General features: G+C 66.8%; 19 protein-coding genes and 1 riboswitch. Of the genes, 2 read left to right on the top strand and 17 right to left on the bottom strand.

Features of this window, described 5'->3' with window-relative positions; all coding sequences use genetic code 11:
- Positions 1-7 precede the first annotated feature (7 nt).
- The 3 genes from VGL40_09630 to VGL40_09620 form a co-directional block, all read right to left on the bottom strand.
- Positions 8-1,684: a nitrilase-related carbon-nitrogen hydrolase gene (locus tag VGL40_09630; protein HEY3315517.1), complete on the bottom strand. Its 1,677-nt coding sequence runs from the start codon at positions 1,682-1,684 to the stop codon at positions 8-10.
- A gap of 174 nt (positions 1,685-1,858) precedes the next feature.
- Positions 1,859-2,512, bottom strand: coding sequence for a sporulation membrane protein YtaF (gene ytaF / locus VGL40_09625; GenBank protein ID HEY3315516.1), 654 nt, complete (start codon positions 2,510-2,512; stop codon positions 1,859-1,861).
- A gap of 172 nt (positions 2,513-2,684) precedes the next feature.
- The gene (locus VGL40_09620) at positions 2,685-2,972 is read right to left on the bottom strand and encodes a small, acid-soluble spore protein, alpha/beta type (GenBank protein ID HEY3315515.1); all 288 of its coding nucleotides are present in this window, start codon (positions 2,970-2,972) and stop codon (positions 2,685-2,687) included.
- Positions 2,973-3,122: 150 nt separating this feature from the next.
- Between VGL40_09620 and VGL40_09615 the strand changes: the two genes are divergently transcribed.
- Together VGL40_09615 and VGL40_09610 are read left to right on the top strand one after the other, a co-directional pair.
- Entirely contained in the window at positions 3,123-3,590 is a 468-nt protein-coding gene (locus VGL40_09615; protein HEY3315514.1) for a c-type cytochrome, read from the top strand.
- On the top strand, positions 3,587-5,083 hold the full coding sequence (locus VGL40_09610; protein ID HEY3315513.1) for a cbb3-type cytochrome c oxidase subunit I: 1,497 nt from the start codon (positions 3,587-3,589) through the stop codon (positions 5,081-5,083). Before VGL40_09615 ends, VGL40_09610 begins: the two co-directional genes overlap by 4 nt.
- Positions 5,084-5,193: 110 nt before the next feature.
- On the opposite strand, the gene VGL40_09605 is transcribed toward VGL40_09610, so the two are convergent.
- The 14 genes from VGL40_09605 to fliD all read right to left on the bottom strand — a co-directional run.
- Positions 5,194-5,721, bottom strand: a complete 528-nt coding sequence (locus VGL40_09605; GenBank protein ID HEY3315512.1) for a chemotaxis protein CheX — start codon at positions 5,719-5,721, stop codon at positions 5,194-5,196.
- 12 nt (positions 5,722-5,733) lie between these two features.
- A complete protein-coding gene (locus VGL40_09600) occupies positions 5,734-6,819 on the bottom strand; it encodes an HD domain-containing phosphohydrolase (protein ID HEY3315511.1) in 1,086 nt (361 codons plus the stop codon).
- A 26-nt stretch (positions 6,820-6,845) separates the two neighbouring features.
- Complete coding sequence (locus VGL40_09595) at positions 6,846-7,628, bottom strand: protein-glutamate O-methyltransferase CheR (protein ID HEY3315510.1); 783 nt, start codon at positions 7,626-7,628, stop codon at positions 6,846-6,848.
- 6 nt (positions 7,629-7,634) lie between these two features.
- Positions 7,635-8,783 (bottom strand): chemotaxis response regulator protein-glutamate methylesterase, encoded by a 1,149-nt coding sequence (locus VGL40_09590; protein ID HEY3315509.1) that lies wholly within the window; start codon positions 8,781-8,783, stop codon positions 7,635-7,637.
- Positions 8,780-9,136 carry a response regulator gene (locus VGL40_09585; GenBank protein ID HEY3315508.1) on the bottom strand — a complete coding sequence of 119 codons (357 nt, stop codon included), beginning with the start codon at positions 9,134-9,136 and terminating at the stop codon, positions 8,780-8,782. Before VGL40_09585 ends, VGL40_09590 begins: the two co-directional genes overlap by 4 nt.
- Before the next feature lie 66 nt (positions 9,137-9,202).
- Entirely contained in the window at positions 9,203-9,694 is a 492-nt protein-coding gene (locus VGL40_09580) for a chemotaxis protein CheD (GenBank protein HEY3315507.1), read from the bottom strand.
- Positions 9,676-10,317: a chemotaxis protein CheC gene (locus VGL40_09575; protein HEY3315506.1), complete on the bottom strand. Its 642-nt coding sequence runs from the start codon at positions 10,315-10,317 to the stop codon at positions 9,676-9,678. The genes VGL40_09580 and VGL40_09575 overlap by 19 nt, the downstream gene beginning before the upstream one ends.
- A 34-nt stretch (positions 10,318-10,351) precedes the next feature.
- The gene (locus VGL40_09570; GenBank protein HEY3315505.1) at positions 10,352-12,454 is read right to left on the bottom strand and encodes a chemotaxis protein CheA; all 2,103 of its coding nucleotides are present in this window, start codon (positions 12,452-12,454) and stop codon (positions 10,352-10,354) included.
- A 158-nt stretch (positions 12,455-12,612) separates the two neighbouring features.
- Positions 12,613-13,122 carry a chemotaxis protein CheW gene (locus tag VGL40_09565; GenBank protein ID HEY3315504.1) on the bottom strand — a complete coding sequence of 170 codons (510 nt, stop codon included), beginning with the start codon at positions 13,120-13,122 and terminating at the stop codon, positions 12,613-12,615.
- Between the two features lie 474 nt (positions 13,123-13,596).
- A complete protein-coding gene (locus VGL40_09560; protein HEY3315503.1) occupies positions 13,597-16,011 on the bottom strand; it encodes a diguanylate cyclase in 2,415 nt (804 codons plus the stop codon).
- 92 nt (positions 16,012-16,103) lie between these two features.
- Positions 16,104-16,196: riboswitch (cyclic di-GMP riboswitch) on the bottom strand.
- Between the two features lie 428 nt (positions 16,197-16,624).
- On the bottom strand, positions 16,625-17,986 hold the full coding sequence (locus tag VGL40_09555) for a sigma 54-interacting transcriptional regulator (protein ID HEY3315502.1): 1,362 nt from the start codon (positions 17,984-17,986) through the stop codon (positions 16,625-16,627).
- A gap of 19 nt (positions 17,987-18,005) precedes the next feature.
- A complete protein-coding gene (gene fliT / locus VGL40_09550; protein HEY3315501.1) occupies positions 18,006-18,401 on the bottom strand; it encodes a flagellar protein FliT in 396 nt (131 codons plus the stop codon).
- 37 nt (positions 18,402-18,438) lie between these two features.
- The gene (fliS, locus tag VGL40_09545; GenBank protein HEY3315500.1) at positions 18,439-18,849 is read right to left on the bottom strand and encodes a flagellar export chaperone FliS; all 411 of its coding nucleotides are present in this window, start codon (positions 18,847-18,849) and stop codon (positions 18,439-18,441) included.
- A gap of 69 nt (positions 18,850-18,918) precedes the next feature.
- A partial coding sequence (gene fliD, locus VGL40_09540) for a flagellar filament capping protein FliD (GenBank protein HEY3315499.1) occupies positions 18,919-20,038 on the bottom strand: 1,120 nt, incomplete at its 5' end.

Here is a 20,038-nt window from a genome sequence, read left to right as displayed (position 1 = left end):
CCGCCCTTCATGACTCGCGACCGCCCCGGCCGGGTGAGCCCGGCCGCACGAGCGGGGTGTACCAAAACGGCTGGAGCTTGCGTAGGTACTCCTTCTGACGGACCGGGGAGTCGTCGGCGATCTCCAGGCTGATCTGCCCGTACCCGTCGCCCTCGGGCGGGAGGTGGACCTCGGGCGAGGGTTGCTCCGCCTCGGCGTGGGCGTAGATGGCGCTCCCGGGACCCAGTCCGGTCAGGTTAGCCATGGCCAGGTAGACATGGTCGGTGGTGGCCCGGTCCTCGGCCAGGATGTGGCTCTCGGCTTCTGGGCGGGTCAGGGCGGCCGACACGCAGATCAGGTCGACCCCGATCTTGGCCAGGCAACGGGCGGCCTCGGGGACATAGAGGTCGGCCCCCAGGAGCAGCCCGACTCGTCCGAAGGGCAGGTCGAATCCGGGAAAGCCGAGGTCGCCGGGGTCGAGTCTGTCACCCGGAGTGACATGGATGGAGCGGTAGCGCCCGAGCAGCCCGTCGGGGCCGACCAGGATGGCGGTCCGGAAACGGCGCCCGCCATCGACCTCCCGGGCTCCGTAGACGATGAAGGTCCCGTGCCGGCGGGCCAGGGCGAGGACCTCTTGGAAGACGGGGCCCGTCGGCAGGGCCTCGGCCGGGGCGACGCCGGATAGGTCGGGAAGGACGACGAGGTCGGGGGCGGGTAACGGGTCGGGGGCGCGGTCCGTGCCCGGGCCCGCGACCGCCTCGCCCAGCATCCGCCGGACCGCCGCGAGGGCGTCGTCGCCGCCCACCTGGACCACGCCGACCAGCGGCTTCCCGGTCGACAACCGGCCGAAGGTGTGCCGATGGTGCCATAGGTGGGAGTGGATGACCAGCCGGTGGTACTCCCCGGGACGCCGGATGGTCAGGCGGTCGCCCACTCCTTCCAGGGCCTTGTGCCTGGCCAGTTCGAGGGAGATCCGGCCAAGGACCACCCCGTCCCCGGTCTCGCGGACTCCGACCAGCCCACCAAGGGGGTCGATGACGCAACTCCCGCCGGCGAACCTGGCTCCCCGTTCGGTCCCCCAGCGGTTGGCAGAGACCAGGTAGACGCCATTCTCCAGGGCCCTGGCCCGCCACTTTCGGCTGGGCGCGGGCCCGAGCCAGTTGGTGGGAAAGGCGATCAGGTCCGCGCCGGCCAAGGCCTCCAGCCGGGCCGCCTCGAAGAAGTTGGCGTCATTGCAGATGAGCAGGCCGATCCGGCCCAGCTCAGTCGGGATGACGATCGGCCCGAGGTCGCCGTCCTTGGCCCAGGCGGTTTCGTTGATGAATGAATGGAGCTTCCGGTAGCGGCCGGCGAGGCCCCCGTCCGGACCGACCAGGACCGCCGAGTTGTAGTAGAAGTCGGTGGTCGGGTCGACCTCCGCCAATCCGGCCACCAAGTGGACCCGATGCCTGGCCGCCAGCCCGGCAAGGAACTTGGTGGTCGGGCCGGGAAGCGGCTCGACCAGGTCCTTGATTTCCTCACGCCCGGTGAAGACGTAGCCGGTGGTGGCCATCTCCGGCAGGACGACGAGCCGGGCGCCGGCCTCGGCCGCCTCGGCCACCAGGGCCTCCAGACGCTCGAGGTTGCCCGCCTTGTCGAAGATGGTCGGCTCAAACTGAACAGCTGCCGCCAGGTACTCCACGGCGGCAGCCCGCGCGGTCGGCATGCGGTGACCCCCTCCCACTGAGTCGATATTTCGGCGGGTTTTCGCGGTATCCTGCCCGTCGCCGGGCTTGTCCACGGGCGATGCGGTGCGGCGCGGTGTGGCGCGGTGTGGCGCGGTGCGGCGCGGTGTGGCGCGGTGCGGTACGGCGCCACGTTTCGGCCGTCTGGAAGTCCCTCAAATCAGCCTCCAGACCCCCAGTCCGACGAGGACCAGACCCGGCAGGAAGCCGGCCAGCCGTTGCTCCACCAGGAACGTCGATTCGGAGGCCCGCGAGGCGCAGAGGAGACCGGCCGATAGGCAGACGAATCCGGCCAGGGCGACAAAGAGCGGCGTCCATGGGGGCATCCAGCCGGCCAGGGCGGCGCCGAACCCGGCGCCGGCCGAGTCCAAGGCCAGGGTCAGGCCGAGGATGAAGGCCTCGGACTGGGTGATTACCCCGGAATGATCGACGTCGGCGGCGGTCGGGTCGTGGAGGATCTTGACCACCAGCCCCGCCGACCGCAGATAGAGGGAGGCGATTTCGACCCGGCCGTCCTGCCCGGCCTCGCCCCGGTGGGCCGCCCGCTCGGCCCAGGCCTGGACGAAGACCCAGGTGCCAAGGACGATCAGGAAGGCGGAACCAATGACCTTGGCCAGATGGGCCGCGGCCACCGTCGAGACCAGCCGTCCGACCAGCATGGCCAGGCCGAAGACGGCTCCCGAGGTCAGGCTGATGAGGAGGACGGAAGAGATGGGCACGCGGATCCTTCGGAAACCGTAGGCCGTGCCGACGCCCAGGCTATCCAGGCTCAGAGCCAGGGCCAGGACGGCTGAGGAAAGAAGGGACAAACGACATACCCCCGAGCCATTGCTAGCTTACTATATGGCAAGTCGCTCAGGGGTGTGACAAAGGGCCTGCTTGGGTAGCAGGCCCTTGACCTTTGCGGGGACGGCTGCTTGAAGATCGGGCGATTGGCCCGGGGCCCGGTCGGCCCGCGACACAGCCACAGCGCCCTACCCTCTAAACCTTCTCCCCCGCCGAAGCCATTTCCTCCGGCTTCAAAAGACCCCGCCTGGTGAGTCTGGTCATGATCCCTCCGATCCGCCCGGTCTCGGCGGCGGTCAGGTTGCCCCACCCGCCCTGGCGGACCTTTTCCATCAAGCCCAGCTCATCGGCGACCCGTTTCTTCAGGCGGTCCTGCGGCGTCTCGGGCTTCTCCTTCTTCGGCCTGGGCGCCCTGGCCGCCGCGGTCCGGGCCATTTGGGTCCGAGTCGCCTGGACGACCCGCTCAGCAGCGTCACCGACCACTTGGAAACACCCCCCTTCGGCGGTTAATATCCCCTCGCCAGGCCCGCCTATTCCAGAGCCGGCCGGTCACCGGACGGCGGGCTTCGCGCTGGCTCCACCCCACGCATGGCCTTTCCCGGCGGCGGAGACAATGCCCTCGGAGGGGTGGTCGTGGCGGCTTCGTCCCAACAGACCGGGGCTTCGTCCAAACAGACCAGGGCTCCGACCCGCACGGCCCGAGTCTACGGCGTCGTCTTCAGCGGCGTTGCCGTCGTCTCGGCGGCCGTCTTCGTCGGCCTGAACCTGTTGAGCCTCGGCCACTTGGACCTGGAGGTCCCCGAAGCCGTCCTGACCGGCAAGGAGGCCTGGCAACGGGCCGGCTGCGTCGAGTGCCACACCCTTTTCGGCAACGGCGGCTACAGCGCCCCCGACCTGACCCGGGTGACCGACCGGCGGACCGAGGCCTGGCTGGTCGACTGGCTGACCACCGGGAAGGTCGTTCGGCCGACCAGGCAAACGGCCCACCTGGTCCTGACCCGGACCGAGGCCGAGGCGGTCGTGGAGTTGTTCCGGTACACGGCGGCGGTCCCGACCGGGTGGGACGCCAATCCGGCCCGGTCGAAGGGGGCGGAACCGTGAGCGGCGGCTCCGCCGGGAGTCGGACCGCTGGCGGCCGCCATCCCCGGACCCGTGCCGACCGCCCGGGACCCCCCGCCTCCCCGTCCGACCTTGACCGATCGGCCCGGGTGGCCGTCCCCTATGCCCTGGCCGTCCTGGCGTTCTTCTCCTTCCAGGTGACCCTGGCCAACCTCGGGGCGCTCCACCTGGTCCTGCCCAACCTGGCGATGCCGGTGGCCGCCGAGCGCGGCCGGGCCATCCACCTGAACCTGGCCGTCTTCTGGCCGGCCGTCGGCCTGATGGGAGCAACCTACTACTTCCTCATCCACGATCTCCGGACGCCCATCTGGAGCCGCCGCCTGGCCATGGCTCAGTTCTGGCTGAGCGCGGCCGCCCTGATCGGGACGATCGGGGCGCTGGCCCTCGGCTTCACCGAGGGCCGGGAGTACCTCGAAGCGCCGTGGTTCTTCAAGCTACTCATCGTCCTCGGGCTCTTCCTGTTCACCGTCAACATCCTGGTCACCCTGGCCAGGCGGCCCGACCGAGCCCTCCGGCCGGTCCCGATCATCGTCGCCCTCTCCGTCCCCTTCTCCGGCCTGCTCCTCTTGGCGGCGACGTTCTGGTACCACAACCCCTCCGTCGACGAGATGATGAGGTTCTGGGTCGTCCACATGTGGGAGGAGGGGTCCCTGGACCTCCTGGCCTCGGTGGCCATCGTCGCCCTGCTCGCCCGGACCCGAGGGGTGGCCGCCCGGACCGCCGAGGGCTGGCTCCTCCTCGAGGCCGGTCTGATCGTCTTCAGCGGAGCCCTGGGCACCGGCCACCACTATTACTGGATCGGCCTGCCGGCCTTCTGGATCACCGTCGGCGCCGTCTTCAGCTTCGTCCAGGTCGTCCCCATCGCCATGCTCGGCCGCCTGACCCTCTCGGCGGCCCGCGACACAGGCCCCGGGGCCGCCGATTGGGGCCTGCTCCGGGCGACCTGGTTCATCCTCTCAGCGGTGGCCTGGAACGTCATCGGCGCCGGACTGATCGGCCTGGCCATCACCGTTCCGACGGTCAACCGTTACATCCACGGCACCTACGTCACGTCCGGCCACGCCCACCTGGCCCTGGGCGGCTTCTTCGGGTTCCTGGTCCTGGGACTCGTTCTCTTCATCCTCGACCGCTACCGGCCGACCGACGCGGCCGGCCGGCGCGACGTCGGCCTCTCGCTGTGGCTCCTGAACGCAGGGATGGCCCTGATGGGCGCCGCCCTCTTGACCGCGGGGACCGTCGAGGTCGTTCGCTGGCGGGTGGTCGGCAATGACTTCGTCTGGGTCCAGTCGACCCTCCGCCCCTTCCTCTTTGTGCGCTCCGTGGGAGGGCTGGTCTTCGCTGCCGGCGGTCTCTTCTTCACCTGGGGAGGCGCCCGCCCGTATGTCTGGGCCAACCTGCCCTCCTTCGCCAGACCGCTGCTGAAACCGCTGTTCGCCGGGCCGACCGCCAAGGCCGGCCGGCCGAAGCGCCGCTGACGCGCGAAGGCCCGCCGGGAAGCCCGGCGGGCGCTTGCTTCACACGTCGTTATCCGGTTCGGGATGGGGGAACCGGCGGTCCTTGAAGCGGATGGCCGGAGTCTGCCTTTTTAGACCGACTCGCGAAGGGCCACATTGATCTCAATCTGCCCGCTGGCGACCTCGACCGGGATGACCAGGCGCTGGATGCTGATGGTCGAGATGATCGCCCCACGGCCGACGATGACCATCGGCGGGGTCACCCGGCAGGCGAAGCCGGCCGCCTCGAGCTCGGCCGAGGCCCGCCCGGTGATGACGTTGCCGAGCTCGGCGATGGCGCTCTCGACGATCCGGTCGAAGATCGGCACGGTCTGCCCGGTCATCGCCGAGACGATGTTCTTGGCCGTCCGCTCGGACATCCCGTAGAGGACGACCCCCTGGATCTGGCCGACGACGCCGATCATCACCGTGACTTCCTCGGCGGTGTAGGCCGAGGACTGGATCGACAGCTCGCCCTTCTTGATCTCGCTCTTGACCTCCGCCAATAGGACGTCGTAGGCGGCCTTGACAAAGGGATTGATGAACTCAACTCTCATTCTCCCAGTTCCTTTCTTGGCCAGGTCTAGAACATACGGGTTGGCGTGCTCCAGGCTGTTCACGGCGGCTCCTCCTCAGCTTTGACCGGGGTCGGCGATCATCGTCGTCTGGTGCTCGGGCTGGGACAGGTTGACGTCGGCGAAGCCACCGGTGGTCTTCCCGGCCCGGTCGGTAAAGACCCTGACCACCGGGCGGGTGACCAGACCATCCTTGACCGAGAGGACCACCCCCCGCTCACCGGTGGACAGGGTGACGATGGTCCCCACCGGGTAGGGGGCCACGCGGAGCGAGAATTCATGGGTCATCTCGAAATCGAAGTCGAACCCGGCGCCGGAGACAATGTAATCCATCGCCCGCTGGGGCGAGTAAGCCTCGCGAAAGGGTCGTTGCGCCAACAGGGCCGAGTAGACGTCAATGATGGCGGTCAGCTTGGCCAGGGGGTAGATGTCCTTGTCCTTGAGGGCGCGCGGGTAGCCGCTGCCCCCCGCCCGCTCGTGGTGTTGCAGGATGATGACCTTGGTGAAGGCGCTCAGGGCCGGGGTCTGCTCGACCAGTTTCAAGCCGTCCTGAGGGTGACGGTGGACGATCAGCCTCTCTGGGGAGCTCAGGGGCTCCGGCTTGGCCCGGAGTTCGCGCGGGACGAGGGCCATCCCGAGGTCGTGGAGCATGGCCCCCAGGCCAAGGTCGAAGACCTTCGGGGCGAAGCTCCCCAGGCGGGCGACGGCCATCGTCAGGACGGTCACCGCCAGGGTGTGGGCGGCCAGGTAATCGTGGCCGTTGACCTCGATCCGCGGGTCAATGAGCTTCCCGCGCTGGCTACCGAGGTCGTCCTGGATGTCCTTGACCACCTGGGAGACCCGGTCGTAGAGGGTCCCCAAATCCCCTTTGATCTGCCCGGCCTCGGCCTTGTTGAAGAGTTCGGCCAGGACCTCGAGGGCGGCCGCCTTGGTGGTCTCGGAGATGGCCTCCTGGACGGCGACGTCGGGGACGCTCGGGTCGTCGATGAAGACTTCCTTGAACCCGGTCTCGGCCAACCGTCTGAGGTGGCCTTCGCTGACCTCGGTGCCGACCGGGATGACCAGGGTCCCTTGCTGGTTGTAGACCGGGCGGGCCAACCGCATCCCCGCCCTGACCTCGGCGAGAGGCGTTCGTCTCATCATTGGTCTGTTGGGCCTCCTAACTTTGGTCAGGCCGCCCGTTTGCGGTAGAAGAAGGGAGCGACGCTCTCGAGCCCGAGTTCCTGGGCCTTGAAGATGCTTTCCGCCCCGCCCACAAAGAGCACCCCTGATGGCTTCAGGCTTTGGCTGAACTTCCGGTACAGCTCGTCCTTGGCGTCCTCAGTGAAGTAGATGACGACGTTCCGGCAGAGGATCAGGTCGAAGCCCGACGGGAAGGTCGGGTCGAGCAAGTTATGGTAGCTGAACTCCACCCTCTGCTGGAAGCGCTCGCCGATGGTCCACTCATCCGGGCCGGTCTGGGCGAAGTGCCTGTCCCGCCTGGCCCGGTCGACGTTGCGGATTTCATAGCCGCGGTAGCGCCCGGCCTTGGCCCGCCTGAGGATCTCCTCGTCGATGTCGGTCGCCCAGATGGTGTGGCCGTGGGGCGACCCCAGTTCCTCGAGGATGATCGCCAGGGAGTAAGGCTCAGAGCCGTTGGAGCAGCCGGCGCTCCAGATCCGCAGGTGCTGGCCGCACTGGGCGGCCGGCCTTAAGAAGCGCTCCCGGAGCTCATCGAACTTGTCGGTGTTTCGGAAGAAGTCGGAGACGTTGATGGTCAGGAAGTCCTTGAATTCCTTGAGCCGGCCTTCGTCCTTCTCCATCAGTCGGGTCAAGGAGACATAACAATCGACCCCGAGGCGCCCCATGAATGCCTTCAGACGGCGTTCCATCTGGGGGCGCTTGTATGAGGCAAGATGGATCCCGGTGAGCTTCTCGACCTGATTGCAGAAGTAGTTGTAGTCGGCTTCCATCGGCCGTCACGGACCTCCGTCAGTCCAGGCTTTGGGGTCAATGCCCGCGGCCAGCTGGTTGATCACCGCGGCTACCTCTTCCAGGGGGACGACCCGATCGGCGTTGCCCATCTCGACTACGGCCCTCGGCATCCCGTAAACCACGCAGCTGGCCTCGTCCTCGGCCAGGGTCCGGCCGCCGGCCCGTTTGAGGGCGGCCATCCCCTTCGCCCCGTCGAACCCCATCCCCGTAAGGATGGCCCCGACGCAGCGGTCTCGATAGAGCTCGACGGCGGACAGGAGGGTCACGTCGACGCTCGGCCTGACCCCGTGCTGCGGGGGGTCCTGATTGAGGGCGACCGACCGCTCGGGGGTGAGGACCAGGTGATACCCGCCGGGGGCTAAGAGGGCCGTGCCGGCCATGGGGACATCGCCCTCGACGGCCTCCCGCACGCTCAGCGGGGAGATCTCGTTCAGTCGTTCGGCCAGGCTCCGGGTGAACCCGGGGGGCATGTGCTGGATGACCAGGAACCCCGCCTTGGTGTCCGCGGCCAGGTCCGGGAAGATCTCGTGGAGGGCCCCCGGCCCGCCGGTAGAACTGCCGATGACCACCAGCCGGTCGGCCGGTCGACCGACCACCGGCGCCCGGTCCGCGCCCGGCCGGATCCCCTGCCCGGGCTCGCGGGGTTTGACCGGCGGGGGCTCGCCCTTCTGGCCGCGGACCCGTTCGCGCCACAGGCTGCGCCGGGAGAGGCCCGACAGCCTGGCCCGTGAGGCCAGCTTGACCTTCTGGACCATCTCCTCGCGGACCTTGGCCATGTCCAGCGAGATGGTCCCGGACGGCTTGGCCACGAAGTCGACGGCCCCCAGGGACAGGGCTTCGACCGTGGTGTCGGCGCCCTCCTTGGTCAGGCTGGAGACCATCACCACCGGGACGGGGCACTCGGCCATCAGGTGCTCGAGGGTGGCCAGTCCGTCCATCCGCGGCATCTCAACGTCCAGCGTGACGACGTTGGGCTTCTCCAGCTTGATCTTGTCGAGGGCGTCCAGCCCGTCCCGGGCCGTCCCGATGACCTCGATGTCGGGGTCGGCGGCCAGCAGGTCGCTGATCACCTTACGCATGAAGGCGGAGTCGTCGACGACCAGCGCCCGGATACGTTCGGTCACGGTGATCACCCGGCGAACTTCTTGACGGTGGCCAAGATCTTATCCGGCTGGAAGGGCTTGACAATGAAGTCCCTGGCCCCGGCCTTGAGCGCTTCGAGGACCATGGTCTGCTGCCCCAGGGCGCTGCACATGACGATCTTCGCCTCAGGGTCCCGCCCCTTGATCTCCTTCACCGCGGTGATGCCGTCCATCACCGGCATGGTGATGTCCATCAGGACGACGTCCGGCTTGACCAGCTCGTACTTGGATATGGCGACCTGGCCGTTCTCGGCTTCGGAGACCTCATAGCCGTTCTCCGTTAGGAGCTTGGCGCTCCTCATCCGCATGAAGTCGGCGTCGTCCACCAGTAGCACCTTCGGCAACTTGAGACATCCCCTTTCGGCAAATGCGGGCCTCGAGGCGGCCTCGAGTCGGCCGGTGCGGCCGGCCTAAAGAACCTGTTCTCCCCGACCGACGGTGGAAACGGTCACCCGACCGCTACCGATCGAGAAACGCATCGTCCGCCCGTACCCGCCGCCGACGTCGGCCTTGACGGTCGCCAATCCGCTGCGGCGGAGGGCTTCGTTGACGGCGACGATGTTACGCTCGCCGATGTCCCAGTGATGGCCGTTCAAGGGCAGGGACAGGAGCTGCGCCCCGCCGGCCAGCTTGACCACCAGGCGCGAGCGCTTGCACCCGGCCCGTTCCAGTTCGGTCAGGAGGCGGTCGACGCCCGAGTCGGCGCACTTCGCCCCGGCGTCATCGCCCCCGTTGCCGAGCTTCTCCGGCAGGACGACGTGGGCCATCCCGCCGGTCCTCGCCTCGGGATCGTACATGACCACCCCGATGCAGGACCCCAGCCCGTATCCGACCAGGACGGTATCCGGGTCGCTCGAGATGCTGAACTCACCAAGGCCTATCGCTACGATGCGCTCGGGCATGAGGGCACGGCTCCCAGGTGTCGGATGATAGTTTTGAGACTCTCCGGGTTGGGCAGGAGGAAGAGGTATCCGTTGACGGAATCCTCCGCCTGGCCGAAGACGGTTTCAATGAGCATTGCTTCGTCGCCCGCCGGGCCGAGTTCGGCCAGGATGGCGCTGAGGATGGCCCCCGCCATGTCGACGACGAGAACCGGGATCGAGGGTCGGATGGTCAGGCCGGTGTGGTCCGACAAGGCGTTCAGCAGGGATGAGCAGGTGACGTTGCCGGTCTCCCCGAGGGCCGACCGGGCCATCTTCGAGAACTCGGTCGACGCCAGGTCGCCGGCCTCGCTGTCGAGCAGCAGGCCGGCCAGCTTGTGGGCGCTCGGCAGGTCGAAGCAGAGGACGATATGGGCGGTGATGTCGCCGGAGACTGCCAGGTAGGCCGCGGCCACCACGGCCTCCGGACCCCCGGCCAGCCCGGGCACGTCTCGCAAGGGCACCAGCTTGATCGCCGGCGACCCGGTCGTGATCTCCTTCCCGACCAGGTCGGACAGGGCCCGGCCGGCCCGCCGGATGCCGTCGGCCACCACCTGTCTGGCTTTCCGGTATTTCTCCCGGGACATTTCGGTCAGCTTCTGCATTCCTTCGATTCCTTTCGTCCGTCCGGCTCGCGGTTCAGCTGACCAGACCCATCCGCAGGTTGGTCTCCGACTTGACCAGGCTGCCGACGTCGATGATCAGCGCGACGTCGCCCTCGCCGAGGATGGTCGCCCCGGACAGCCCGGTGATGTTGCCGATGAAGCCGCCCAGACTCTTGATGACGACTTCCTGCTCCCCGACGAGGCCGTCGACGACCAGCCCGAGCCGCTGCCCGTTGCTGCTGACGACGACCACGTACTGGCTCGACCGGTCAGCGGCCTCAGGCATGCCGAAGACCTTGGCCAGGCGGACCAGGGGCAGGACCGAATCCCGAACGACGATGGCCTCCTTGCGTCTGATCGTCTTGATCGCCTGGGCCGTCAACCGGATGGTCTCCGAGACCGAGGTCAACGGAATGGCGAAGACGCTGGAACCCAGGGAGACCAGGAGTGCCCGGACGATGGCCAGGGTCAAGGGGAGCTTGATCCTGGTCTCGGTCCCAAGGCCCAGGTTCGTCACCACTTCGATCGACCCGTTCAGCCGTTCGATGTTCTTGCGGACGACGTCCATGCCGACGCCCCGGCCGGAGACTTCCGTCACGGCCTGGGCCGTCGACAGACCGGAGACGAAGATGAGGTCCAGGGCCTCCTTGTCGCTGAGCCGCTTGGCCGCGGCTTCGCTGATCAGGCCCTTGCGGACGGCCGAGGCCTTGACCTTGTCCAGGTCGATCCCCCGGCCGTCGTCGCTGACAGTGATGATGATGTGGCTCTCGGAATGCTCGGCCGCCAGCCGGACCGTGCCGGTCCGCGGCTTGCCGGCCGCCAGCCGCTCCTCGGGGCTCTCCAGCCCGTGGTCGACGGAGTTCCGGAGGAGGTGCATCAGCGGGTCGCCGATCTCCTCGATGACCGACCGGTCGAGCTCGGTCTCCTGGCCCTCGATGACGAAATCGATCTCCTTCCTGGCTTTCAGGGCCAGGTCCCGAACCATCCTCGGGAATTTCTTAAAAAGGTTCTCGATGGGCAGCATCCGGGCTTTCATGATCTCTTCCTGGAGCTGGGTGGTGACCCGGCCGATGTGGGCCGAGGTCCGGACCAGATCGTCGGACGCCTCCGCCAGGCCTCGTCCCTGCTCGGTGCGGCCCATGATCTGAGCCAGATGAGTCCGGTCGATGACCAGTTCGCCGACCAGGTTCATCAGGTTGTCCAGGAGGTTGACGTCCACCCGGACGGTGGTCGCCCCCTTCTTGGAGGCCTGAGACTCGCGGCCGGATTCCGGCGCGGGGGTCGGCTCTCGGGTCGGCTGGACGTCGCCGGGGGCGGCCTGGGCGACCGAGACGACCGCCGACTCGACGTCGCCGATGGCCTTCAGGGTCCCCTCGACGTGCGCCTTCTCTTCCAGGGTCAGGAGGAGGGCGGCGATCTCGTGGCCGACCCGCTCGGCCTCGATGTCTTCGGGACTGGGGAAGCTCTTGATCACCTCGCCCATCTCCCCCAGGGCTAGGAGGACCTGGTAGGCGCGGACGGAGGTCATCAGGCAGTCGGGGATGAAGGCCACCCGGCAATGGACGGCCTGGACCCCCTGGGCCATGCCCGAGACCAGCTGGGCCCGTTCAGTATCGTTGAGCCCGGAGGCGAACTCCCGGGCCACTTCAATCGCGTCCCGACCGGCCGGGGCCGGCTCGGTGGGATTGCCGGGGGCGATCTCCGGAGGCGCCCCGGACGCTCCCCCGCCCGCGGTCTGGGCGGCCGGCACCCCGAAGTCCGAGGCCAGCTTGGTCAAGACAGGGCCGAGGTCGATGACGGTCTCGCGGCCGTCGGCGATGTCGTCCTTCATCGCCCGGAGCAGGTCGAGGCACTCAAAGAGCAGGTTGACGACGTCCATGCTGGCGGCGAGCTTCTTCTTGCGCAGCTTGTCAAGGACGTTCTCCATGGCGTGGGTCAGCTGGGCCATCGGTTGATGGCCCAGCGTCGCCGAGGATCCCTTGAGGGTGTGCGCCGCCCGGAAGATCTCCTGCAGTAGCTCAGCGTCCTCGCTCTTCTCGAGCTTGACGATGTCCCCTTCGAGCAGCTGGAGCTGCTCTTCGGCTTCTTCGAGGAAGACCTTCAGATCTTCCGGGGTGATGTCGAGGCTCTGGGCCATAGGACTAGTTCATCTCCCGTGTCTACCCACCTGGTTACGGGGCTGGTCTATCGGTCTTTCTGCGGTTCCGGCCGGGCTCGACCGCTCGAGTGGCCGGCGCCCGGACGGCGGGGGACGCTCGGCGGTTCCACCTGTCGGGCCGCGGGGGCGATCCCGCCTCAGACGACCTTCTCGACGGCGGCCGGCTGGAAGAAGCGCTTGTCCTTGAGGTCGTTTTTCTCTTGCCTGTTCAGGGCCTTCTCCAGGTCGAGCAGGATGATCAGCCGATCCTCCAGCTTGGCCACCCCGCGCAGGTAGTCGGAGTCGACGCCGGCGATGAAGGGCGACGGGGGTTCGACCACGCCCCGCGGGATCGGAAGGACCTCGGAGACCGCATCGACGATGACCCCGATGGTGTTCCCCTCGACCTCGACGACGACGATCACGGTCGACCTGGTGTGGTCCTGGGGGGGAAGCCCGAAGCGCTTGCGCAGGTCGATCACGGGGATGACCCGCCCACGTAGGTTGATGATCCCCTCAACGAACTCGGGAGCCCTTGGTACCTGGGTGATCTTGGTCATGGGGTTGATGTCCTGGACCTTGTTGATGTCGACCCCGTAGGCCTCGCCACCCAGTTGGAAGACGACGTATTTGTCTTCCGTGGCCACCTGCTGCTGTTCAGCCTGCATTGCCTTTAGACGACCTCCTTACGCCGGACGGGGGCCGGCCTGTCGCGTCATCATTGGGCTCGGCCGGCCGGCCGGGCCGCTCGGGTGGGCCCGAGAGGGATTGCGCGGCCGCCGACTAAGCGCCCACTATCATTGTCGGCAAAGACCCGCCCAAGCTTTAGCCCCTTTTGGTGGGTCGCCACCGTGACCCGGCCGGGCGCCCGGCCGTTCCGCCCGCCCCCTCTTGGGCCCCCCAGACAGCTAAAAGCCCTGCTCCCGAACGAGCAGGGCCACTCGCGACGTGTAGACTCGGCGGAAACCGCCCTCTTGCTGCTTCTTGGTGTAGAGGAGCGGCGACTATTCCCCGTTGACCATGACCCTCTCGCTCCAGAGGATGGTGTCCGACCAGAGGATGGTCGAAGCGTCAACCGTCTTGCTCTCCCCGGTTCGGGGTTGACAGCGATCACCATGTTGGTGTCATCGGTCAGGTGAGGTTCACCCGGTGGCCACCTCCACGCCCTCGACTTCGACCAATTCAGGGGCGACGATCTTGACGAAGGCCTCGACGATCTCCGGGTCAAACTGCTTGCCCGAGCATTTCCTCAGCTCTTCCAGGGCCTGCGCGGGCGTTCTCCGCTGGCGGTAGGGACGGTTGTTGGTCATCGCCTCGTAGGCGTCGGCCACGGCGATGATCCTCGCCCCGAGGGGGATGTCGGTGCCCTTCAGACCGCTTGGGTAACCACCCCCGTCGTACATCTCTTGGTGATGGTAGACGAGGGGCGCCAACTCCTTGAGGAAGTCGACTCGTTCGAGGATCTGGGCCCCGATCTGCGGGTGTTGCTTCATCACCTCGTACTCGAGCCGGGTCAGGGGCCCTTCCTTGCGGAGGATGCCCTCGTCGATCCCGACCTTGCCGATATCGTGAAGCAGCGCGGCCCGCTGGATGTTCCGGGTGTCCTCCTCGGGCAGCCCGAGGGCCCGCGAGATCTTGACGACGTAACTCTCCACCCGGCAGGAATGGCCGTAGGTGTACGGGTCCTTGGCGTTGACCAGGTAGGACAGGGCCCTGATGGTGTCGATGTAGGCGGTGTTCATCATCCCGAGGTAGGACTCGGGGTCGAGGGCCCTGGTGACGCTCAATCCGGCCGGGACTTCGTTCTGGTTCTGGACCGCCTCGATCGCCGAGACCAGGTTGCGCCCGTGTTCCTTGGCGTGGTAAGCGGCCCGACCGGCGAGGTCGATGAGGGCCTTCTTCTCGGTCGCGTTCTTCGGGAAGGTCGATACCCCGATGCTCACCGTGGTGCTCACCGGAATCCCATCGGCCACGATGAAGTGCCGATTGGCGATGGTCCGGCGAATCTTGTCGGCGATCTCCCCGGCCGTATGGACGTCGGCCCCGGAGAGGATCACCGCAAACTCGTCTCCGCCGTAGCGGCAGGTCAGGTCGGTCGTCCGCAGGCAGGACCGGATCGCCCCGGCCATCTCCCGGAGCAACTCGTCCCCGACTGGGTGCCCGTAGCTGTCGTTGATGACCTTAAAGTAGTCGGTGTCGACCAGCAGCAAGGAGACCGGGTAGTTCTGGGTTCGGGCCCGCTCCAATTCGGTGTCGAGGAGTTCCTGGAAATGCCGATGGTTGTATAAACCGGTGATCCCGTCGGTGACCACCGCCTGCTCGGTCGACTCATACAGCTTGGCGTTGGCGATGGCCGCCGCGGCCTGCGAGGCGAAGATCGAGAGGACGTCTTCCTGCTGCTTGAGGGACTCCTGCGAGCAGGTCAGGCCCATCACCCCGAGGGTCGAGCCGTTGACCACCAGCGGCACGAAAACCAGGGTGTCTTCGGGCGTGCGGTTCTCCCGGTAGTGTCTGATGCTGATCACCTTGTCGATCGGCGAGAGGGTGTAGAGTTGCTGCGTCCGGGCGGTGTGGAGGGCCGCCTCCAGGCAGGCCTCGCGGTCCAGGTAGCCGGCGTCATCGCCTTCGTCGAAGCCACGGACGATCTCGAAGCTGACCCGGTTGGTGTCACCCTGAATCAGCATCAGGAACCCGATGGAGAAGCCGATGGTCTTGGCGCTCAGGTCGATGATCAGGTCGAGCAGCTCGTGCAGGTTAAGGGTCGACCCGATGGCCGTGGCCGACTTGTGGAGGGCCGAGAGCTCGCCGATCCGGCGGTTCAGCTCGACGTTCTTGCTCTCGATGACCGCCGCATGCTCCTTGACCTTCTGAAGGCTCTGCTCCACCTCTTTCGTCTTTTCCGTATATAGCTGGAAGGAGTACCTCGCCATCAGCAGGGGCGGGAGGAAGACGGTCACCCCGAGGAGCCCGGTGCCTAGGTAGACCTGGGCGAAGGCCGCTCCGAACGGGGCCAGGAGCAGGTAGTTCGGAGCCAGCCAACGGTACTTGTCAAACCAGATCCGGAGGGCCGCTTCGTTTCTCACCAGGCTGATGACGAAGGACGCGAAGGCGCTGTTGCTCAGAAAGTAAACCAGCGGGACGGCGACGTACCTGACGACGTAGAACGGGGCGCCGGCCAGGTAGTCGAGGGCGAGCTCGTTGACGAGGCCGGCCAGGAAGCCCGAGAGGGCCACCGACCCGACGTTGAAAAGGAGCTTGTCCAGCTTGAAGACCTTCGGATAGAGGGACCCGGCCAGGGCGCCGGCCATGGCGATCCACGTCCCCCCCGGCACCCCGAAGAGCAGGATGGCCGCGAAGGTCAGGGCGAACCCAACGTTGATCGTGCTGTTCTTGGCCAGGGCGACCGGCATCAGGGCGGTGGCGCCGGCGGCGATGAAGAAGAAGATCACTCCGGCAACATCCTTGATGGGAACGACCGCCGCGGTGTATCCAAGGGCGGCGGCCCCGCAGGCGACCACGGTGCCAATGTAGACGCGTAGAAACCGCTCTCTAGTCATCTGTTCCAGGCCTACCTCCCATGAGTAGCTGAGAGGAGAGAACACTAAAGCCCGCCTCAGGCCAATTGCCAGGCGAGCCCCTAGGAGCAGCTTCCGGCAACTCGGCCGTCATTGCCGGCCCCTTGGCCGGCGGAAGACCCGTAGTTTTGCGTCCCCGCCTTTAGACGGGTTTGCCTTTTTCGGAAACAGATCTCTGGTCCATCAGTCCCGCAACCAAGCACGGCTTGCGGGAAACCAGGTTCTCTTGGCCGCCCTCCTTTCCTGATGTTGGAGCCCCGGGAGGATCCGAGAATCCGAGGCCGGCCGTCCGAGCAGGTGGTCCGGGGCGGCTTCCCGTCGAATCCTGGGGATCAGCAAGAGGCGTGCCAATCGAGATCATCGAAATAACCCCTCTTTACCAGGGCCTTGTGCGTCTCGAGAGCGACCCCCCGCCCCGGCCGTCCAGGGCCCGGACACCCGCCGTGGCCTACCCCGGCACTGCTTGTCGTATGGGCCCTTGCGGCCCAGACAAAGGACTGTCCAGTAACCGGACAGTCTCTTTCTTAGACCCATTTTGTCGAAAATTGGCGGTCTCGGAATGCGCCCCCGGGCCATCCCGCGGCTGGTCGCGGCCTCAGTCGCCGGCGGTATCATCGGGGATCGCCCGGGCCAGCTCGTAGCGGTCGAGTTTCTCGTAGAAGCTGGAGCGGGGCAGACCGAGGAGACGGGCACTCTTGGCCCGGTTGTTTCCGGTGGCCCTGAGGGCCTCGAGGATCATCTCCCGCTCGACCTCCTCGACCACCTTCTCCAGGCTCTTCTGGCCCAGTCCCCGGGGTACTCGGGCGAGCTGGCGGAGGTGCGGCGGGAGGTGCTCGGGCTTGATCTCCCTGGCGTCCTCCAGGGAGAACACGCTGCGCAGGGTGTTCTGCAGTTCCCGGACGTTACCCGGCCAGCTGTAGCGGGTCAAGACGTCCAATGCCTCGGAGGTGATCGACCTCGGGGCCAGGCCGGCGTAACGCCGGTTGAACCGGTCAAGGAAGATCGTCGCCAGGAGCGGGATGTCTTCGGGCCGCTCGCGGAGGGGCGGCAGGTGGATGCGGAGGACGTTCAGCCGGTAATACAGATCTCTCCGGAACCGCCCGGTCTCGGCCATCGACGACAGTTTCTTGTTCGTCGCGGTGATCACCCGGACGTCGACGTTGAACGGGGTGGTCGCCCCGATCTTCTCGATCTCCCCGTCCTGGAGGACCCGGAGGAGCTTACCCTGGAGGAGCGAAGCCAGGTCGCCGACTTCGTCGAGGAAGATGGTTCCCCGGTGGGCCTGCTCGAACTTGCCCGGGTTGCCGCCGCGCTTGGCGCCGGTGAAGGCCCCCGAGGCGTACCCGAACATCTCCGCCTCCATCAGGCTCTCCGGGATGGCCGCGCAGTTGATGGCGACATACGGCCGGGTCGACCGCGGGCTCATCTGATGGATGGCTTTGGCGAAGAGCTCCTTGCCGGTGCCGCTCTCGCCGGTGATCAGGACGGTCAGGTCGGTCGCCGCCGCTTTCTGGGCGAGCTGCTTGGCCTTCTGGATCTCCTTCGAGTGGCCGTGGATGGCGGCCAGGCCGGTGGCCTCGTCGGCGGAATCCCCCTCGCCGTTCCTCTTCGGAGCGACCCGGGGGGAACCAGCGGCGATCTCCTCGAGGACCTGGCGGACGTCCCTCCCGGTCAGGGCCTCGGCCGGCAGGCCGCGCTTCTCGGCGAAGGCGCCGTCGGCCCGGAGGATCCTCCCGCCGGAGCCGACGATGGACACGCCCTCGCCGGCCGCGGCCGGCAGCGAGTCGGCCAGGGCCGACACGTTGACGGCCGTCTCCAGGCGACGGATGTAAGCCTTGAGGTCGTCCAGGTTCCTGAGCCCGAATTCGGCCAGGAAGCGGGCGGTCTCACTCTGGTTGCGACCGGAGACCCCGGCGGTGAACGCGACGGGGCCTCCTGGATAAGAACCTCTGGCCACGGCCAAGGTCCGGTCCCTCCTACCTGACCTGGTCTATGAAGCGTGCGGTCGGCGGCCGGTCCCCGTTGACCCGACGGTAGGCCCGTCCTGTCTCCAGACCGCGCTCGATATCCTTGAGACCTTCGCGAAGGCGCTCCATGCCGAGGCGGATGGCCACCTCGCAGCGGGCATCGGCCTCCAGGGTCTGCCGGATGACGTCGGCCAGCCCCTTGGCCGCTTTCGGCGGTAGGCGGGACGGGTCGCCGAGACCCTGGCTGAGCTCCTGGACGCGGGCGACCACCGCCGAGCGCCTCTCCAACAGTTCAAGCAGGCCGGTGACGTCGTCGGACGCGGCCACCCCGGGAATGGCCTGATTGATCCGCAGGAGTTCGTTGTATTCTTCTTGGGTTTCGCGCCAGGCCTCTGCGGTGGTCAAGGAAGATCGGCACCCCCCGTGCGTTCTGTGAGCCGCCCTAACCGCTGACGTTGGCCAGCGAGACCGGGCGTCCGGTCGAGGCGTTCAGGACGATGGCCTGTTTCCAGGCGCTCCTGAGGTCCTTGAGATGCTCCAGGACCTCGCCGGCGATGGCCCCGTCCTGCTTGATGTTGGCCTCGATGAGCCGGCGGGTGAAGTAATCATACAGTGCGTAGAGGTTCTTGGCGATCTCTCCCACACTCATGTCCAGGACGCCCTGAAGCTCGGTGATGATCGCCTGAGCCTTCTGGAAAGAGCGGTTGGCCTTCTGGCGGTTGCGCTCATCGATGGCGACCCTGGCGTGATTGAGCGACCTGATGGCCCCGTCGTAGAGAAGGATCAGGAGTCTCTCCGGACTGGCCGTCTCTATCTGGGTACTGCGGTATTGCTCGGAAGGGCTTAAGTACACGGCGACTGCACCCCACTTGTCTGACAGGAGATGGTCCGGCTCTACCCCGGACGACGATGGGTCGGGAGCCTAGCCAAGCTGTTTCAACTGGCTGGCCATGTACGAGCTTTCGGACTGCATCTTCGAGAGAGCCTTCTCCAGGCTGGTGAATTGGTTCCGCAGGGTCTCCTCGCGCTTCTTGAGCCGCACCTCGAGCCGCTCGAGCTGCTTGTCGATCCGCTTGACCTGGCTGTTCACACCATCCTGACGGCCGGGGATGATCCCGCCGCTCTTGGTGTAGCCGTAGGCCAGGTCGTAGCTTCGGACGGCGGCCCCGAGGTTCTTTTGGTAGGCTTCGACCTCCAGGACCCGGGCGAACTTGTCGGCGGCGTTGGTGCCGGTGATGGCCAGGCGGATGGCCGTCGTGCTAACGGGTTCGAAGGTGGAGGCGACGACCCCGAGCGTATTGCCACTGACCGTAGCCGCATCCTTCCAGGCGGAGGTCCCGCTATCCCAATACTGGACCCGGTAATCCTTGATTCCGTATGTCGCGGCCGGGTAGGCCGTCGAGTCAAGGGTGAAGACCCGCACCTCGTCGATGGTCTGGCTGGTGGGAAGGTTGATGGTGAGGTACTCGGTGGTTAGCCCATTCAAGGCCGTACCGCCCATCCAACCGCCGCCGGGTGTCCCGAAGCGGGCCGCGGTGGTGTCGCCGTTGGTCACGTCGGCCGGCGCGTAGCTGCCGGCCGCCGTGGTAGAGGCGGTCACGTTGGTGATGTTGGCGGCGACGTTGACCCGCTGGGCGCCGAAGAGTTTGGCCACCGAATCGCGATCGGTGTCGAGCTTGTCGCGAAGCTTCTGGGAGTCGAAGGTCAGTTTGCCGAGTTTCCCGTCGACGCTGCCATAGGCACCCGTGGTTATACCGACCTGGGCCAGGTTGTTCATCGTCGCCGGTAGGCCCGGCACCGAAGAGGTCACCGACTGGCGCAGCGACGACATGAGTTGGTAGGCCCCGGCATCCCCGAAGAGGGTCCCGCCGACCTTCTTGTCCTTGTCGTAGCTGGTCTTGTCGCGCAGGAAATCGATCAGCGAGTTGTACTGCTCGACGAAAGCCTGGACGGCGGAGACCGCCTTGTCGGAGTCGTTCTTGACCTCCAGGTTGACCTGCAGCGGAGCGGCGATGGTGCCGGCCCGCTTGAGGTTGATGGTC

It is taken from the genome of Bacillota bacterium (genome assembly GCA_036504675.1).
GTDB lineage: Bacteria > Bacillota > Sulfobacillia > JAJYWN01 > JAJZPE01 > DASXUT01.
This window is presented reverse-complemented; position numbering and strand designations above follow the sequence as displayed.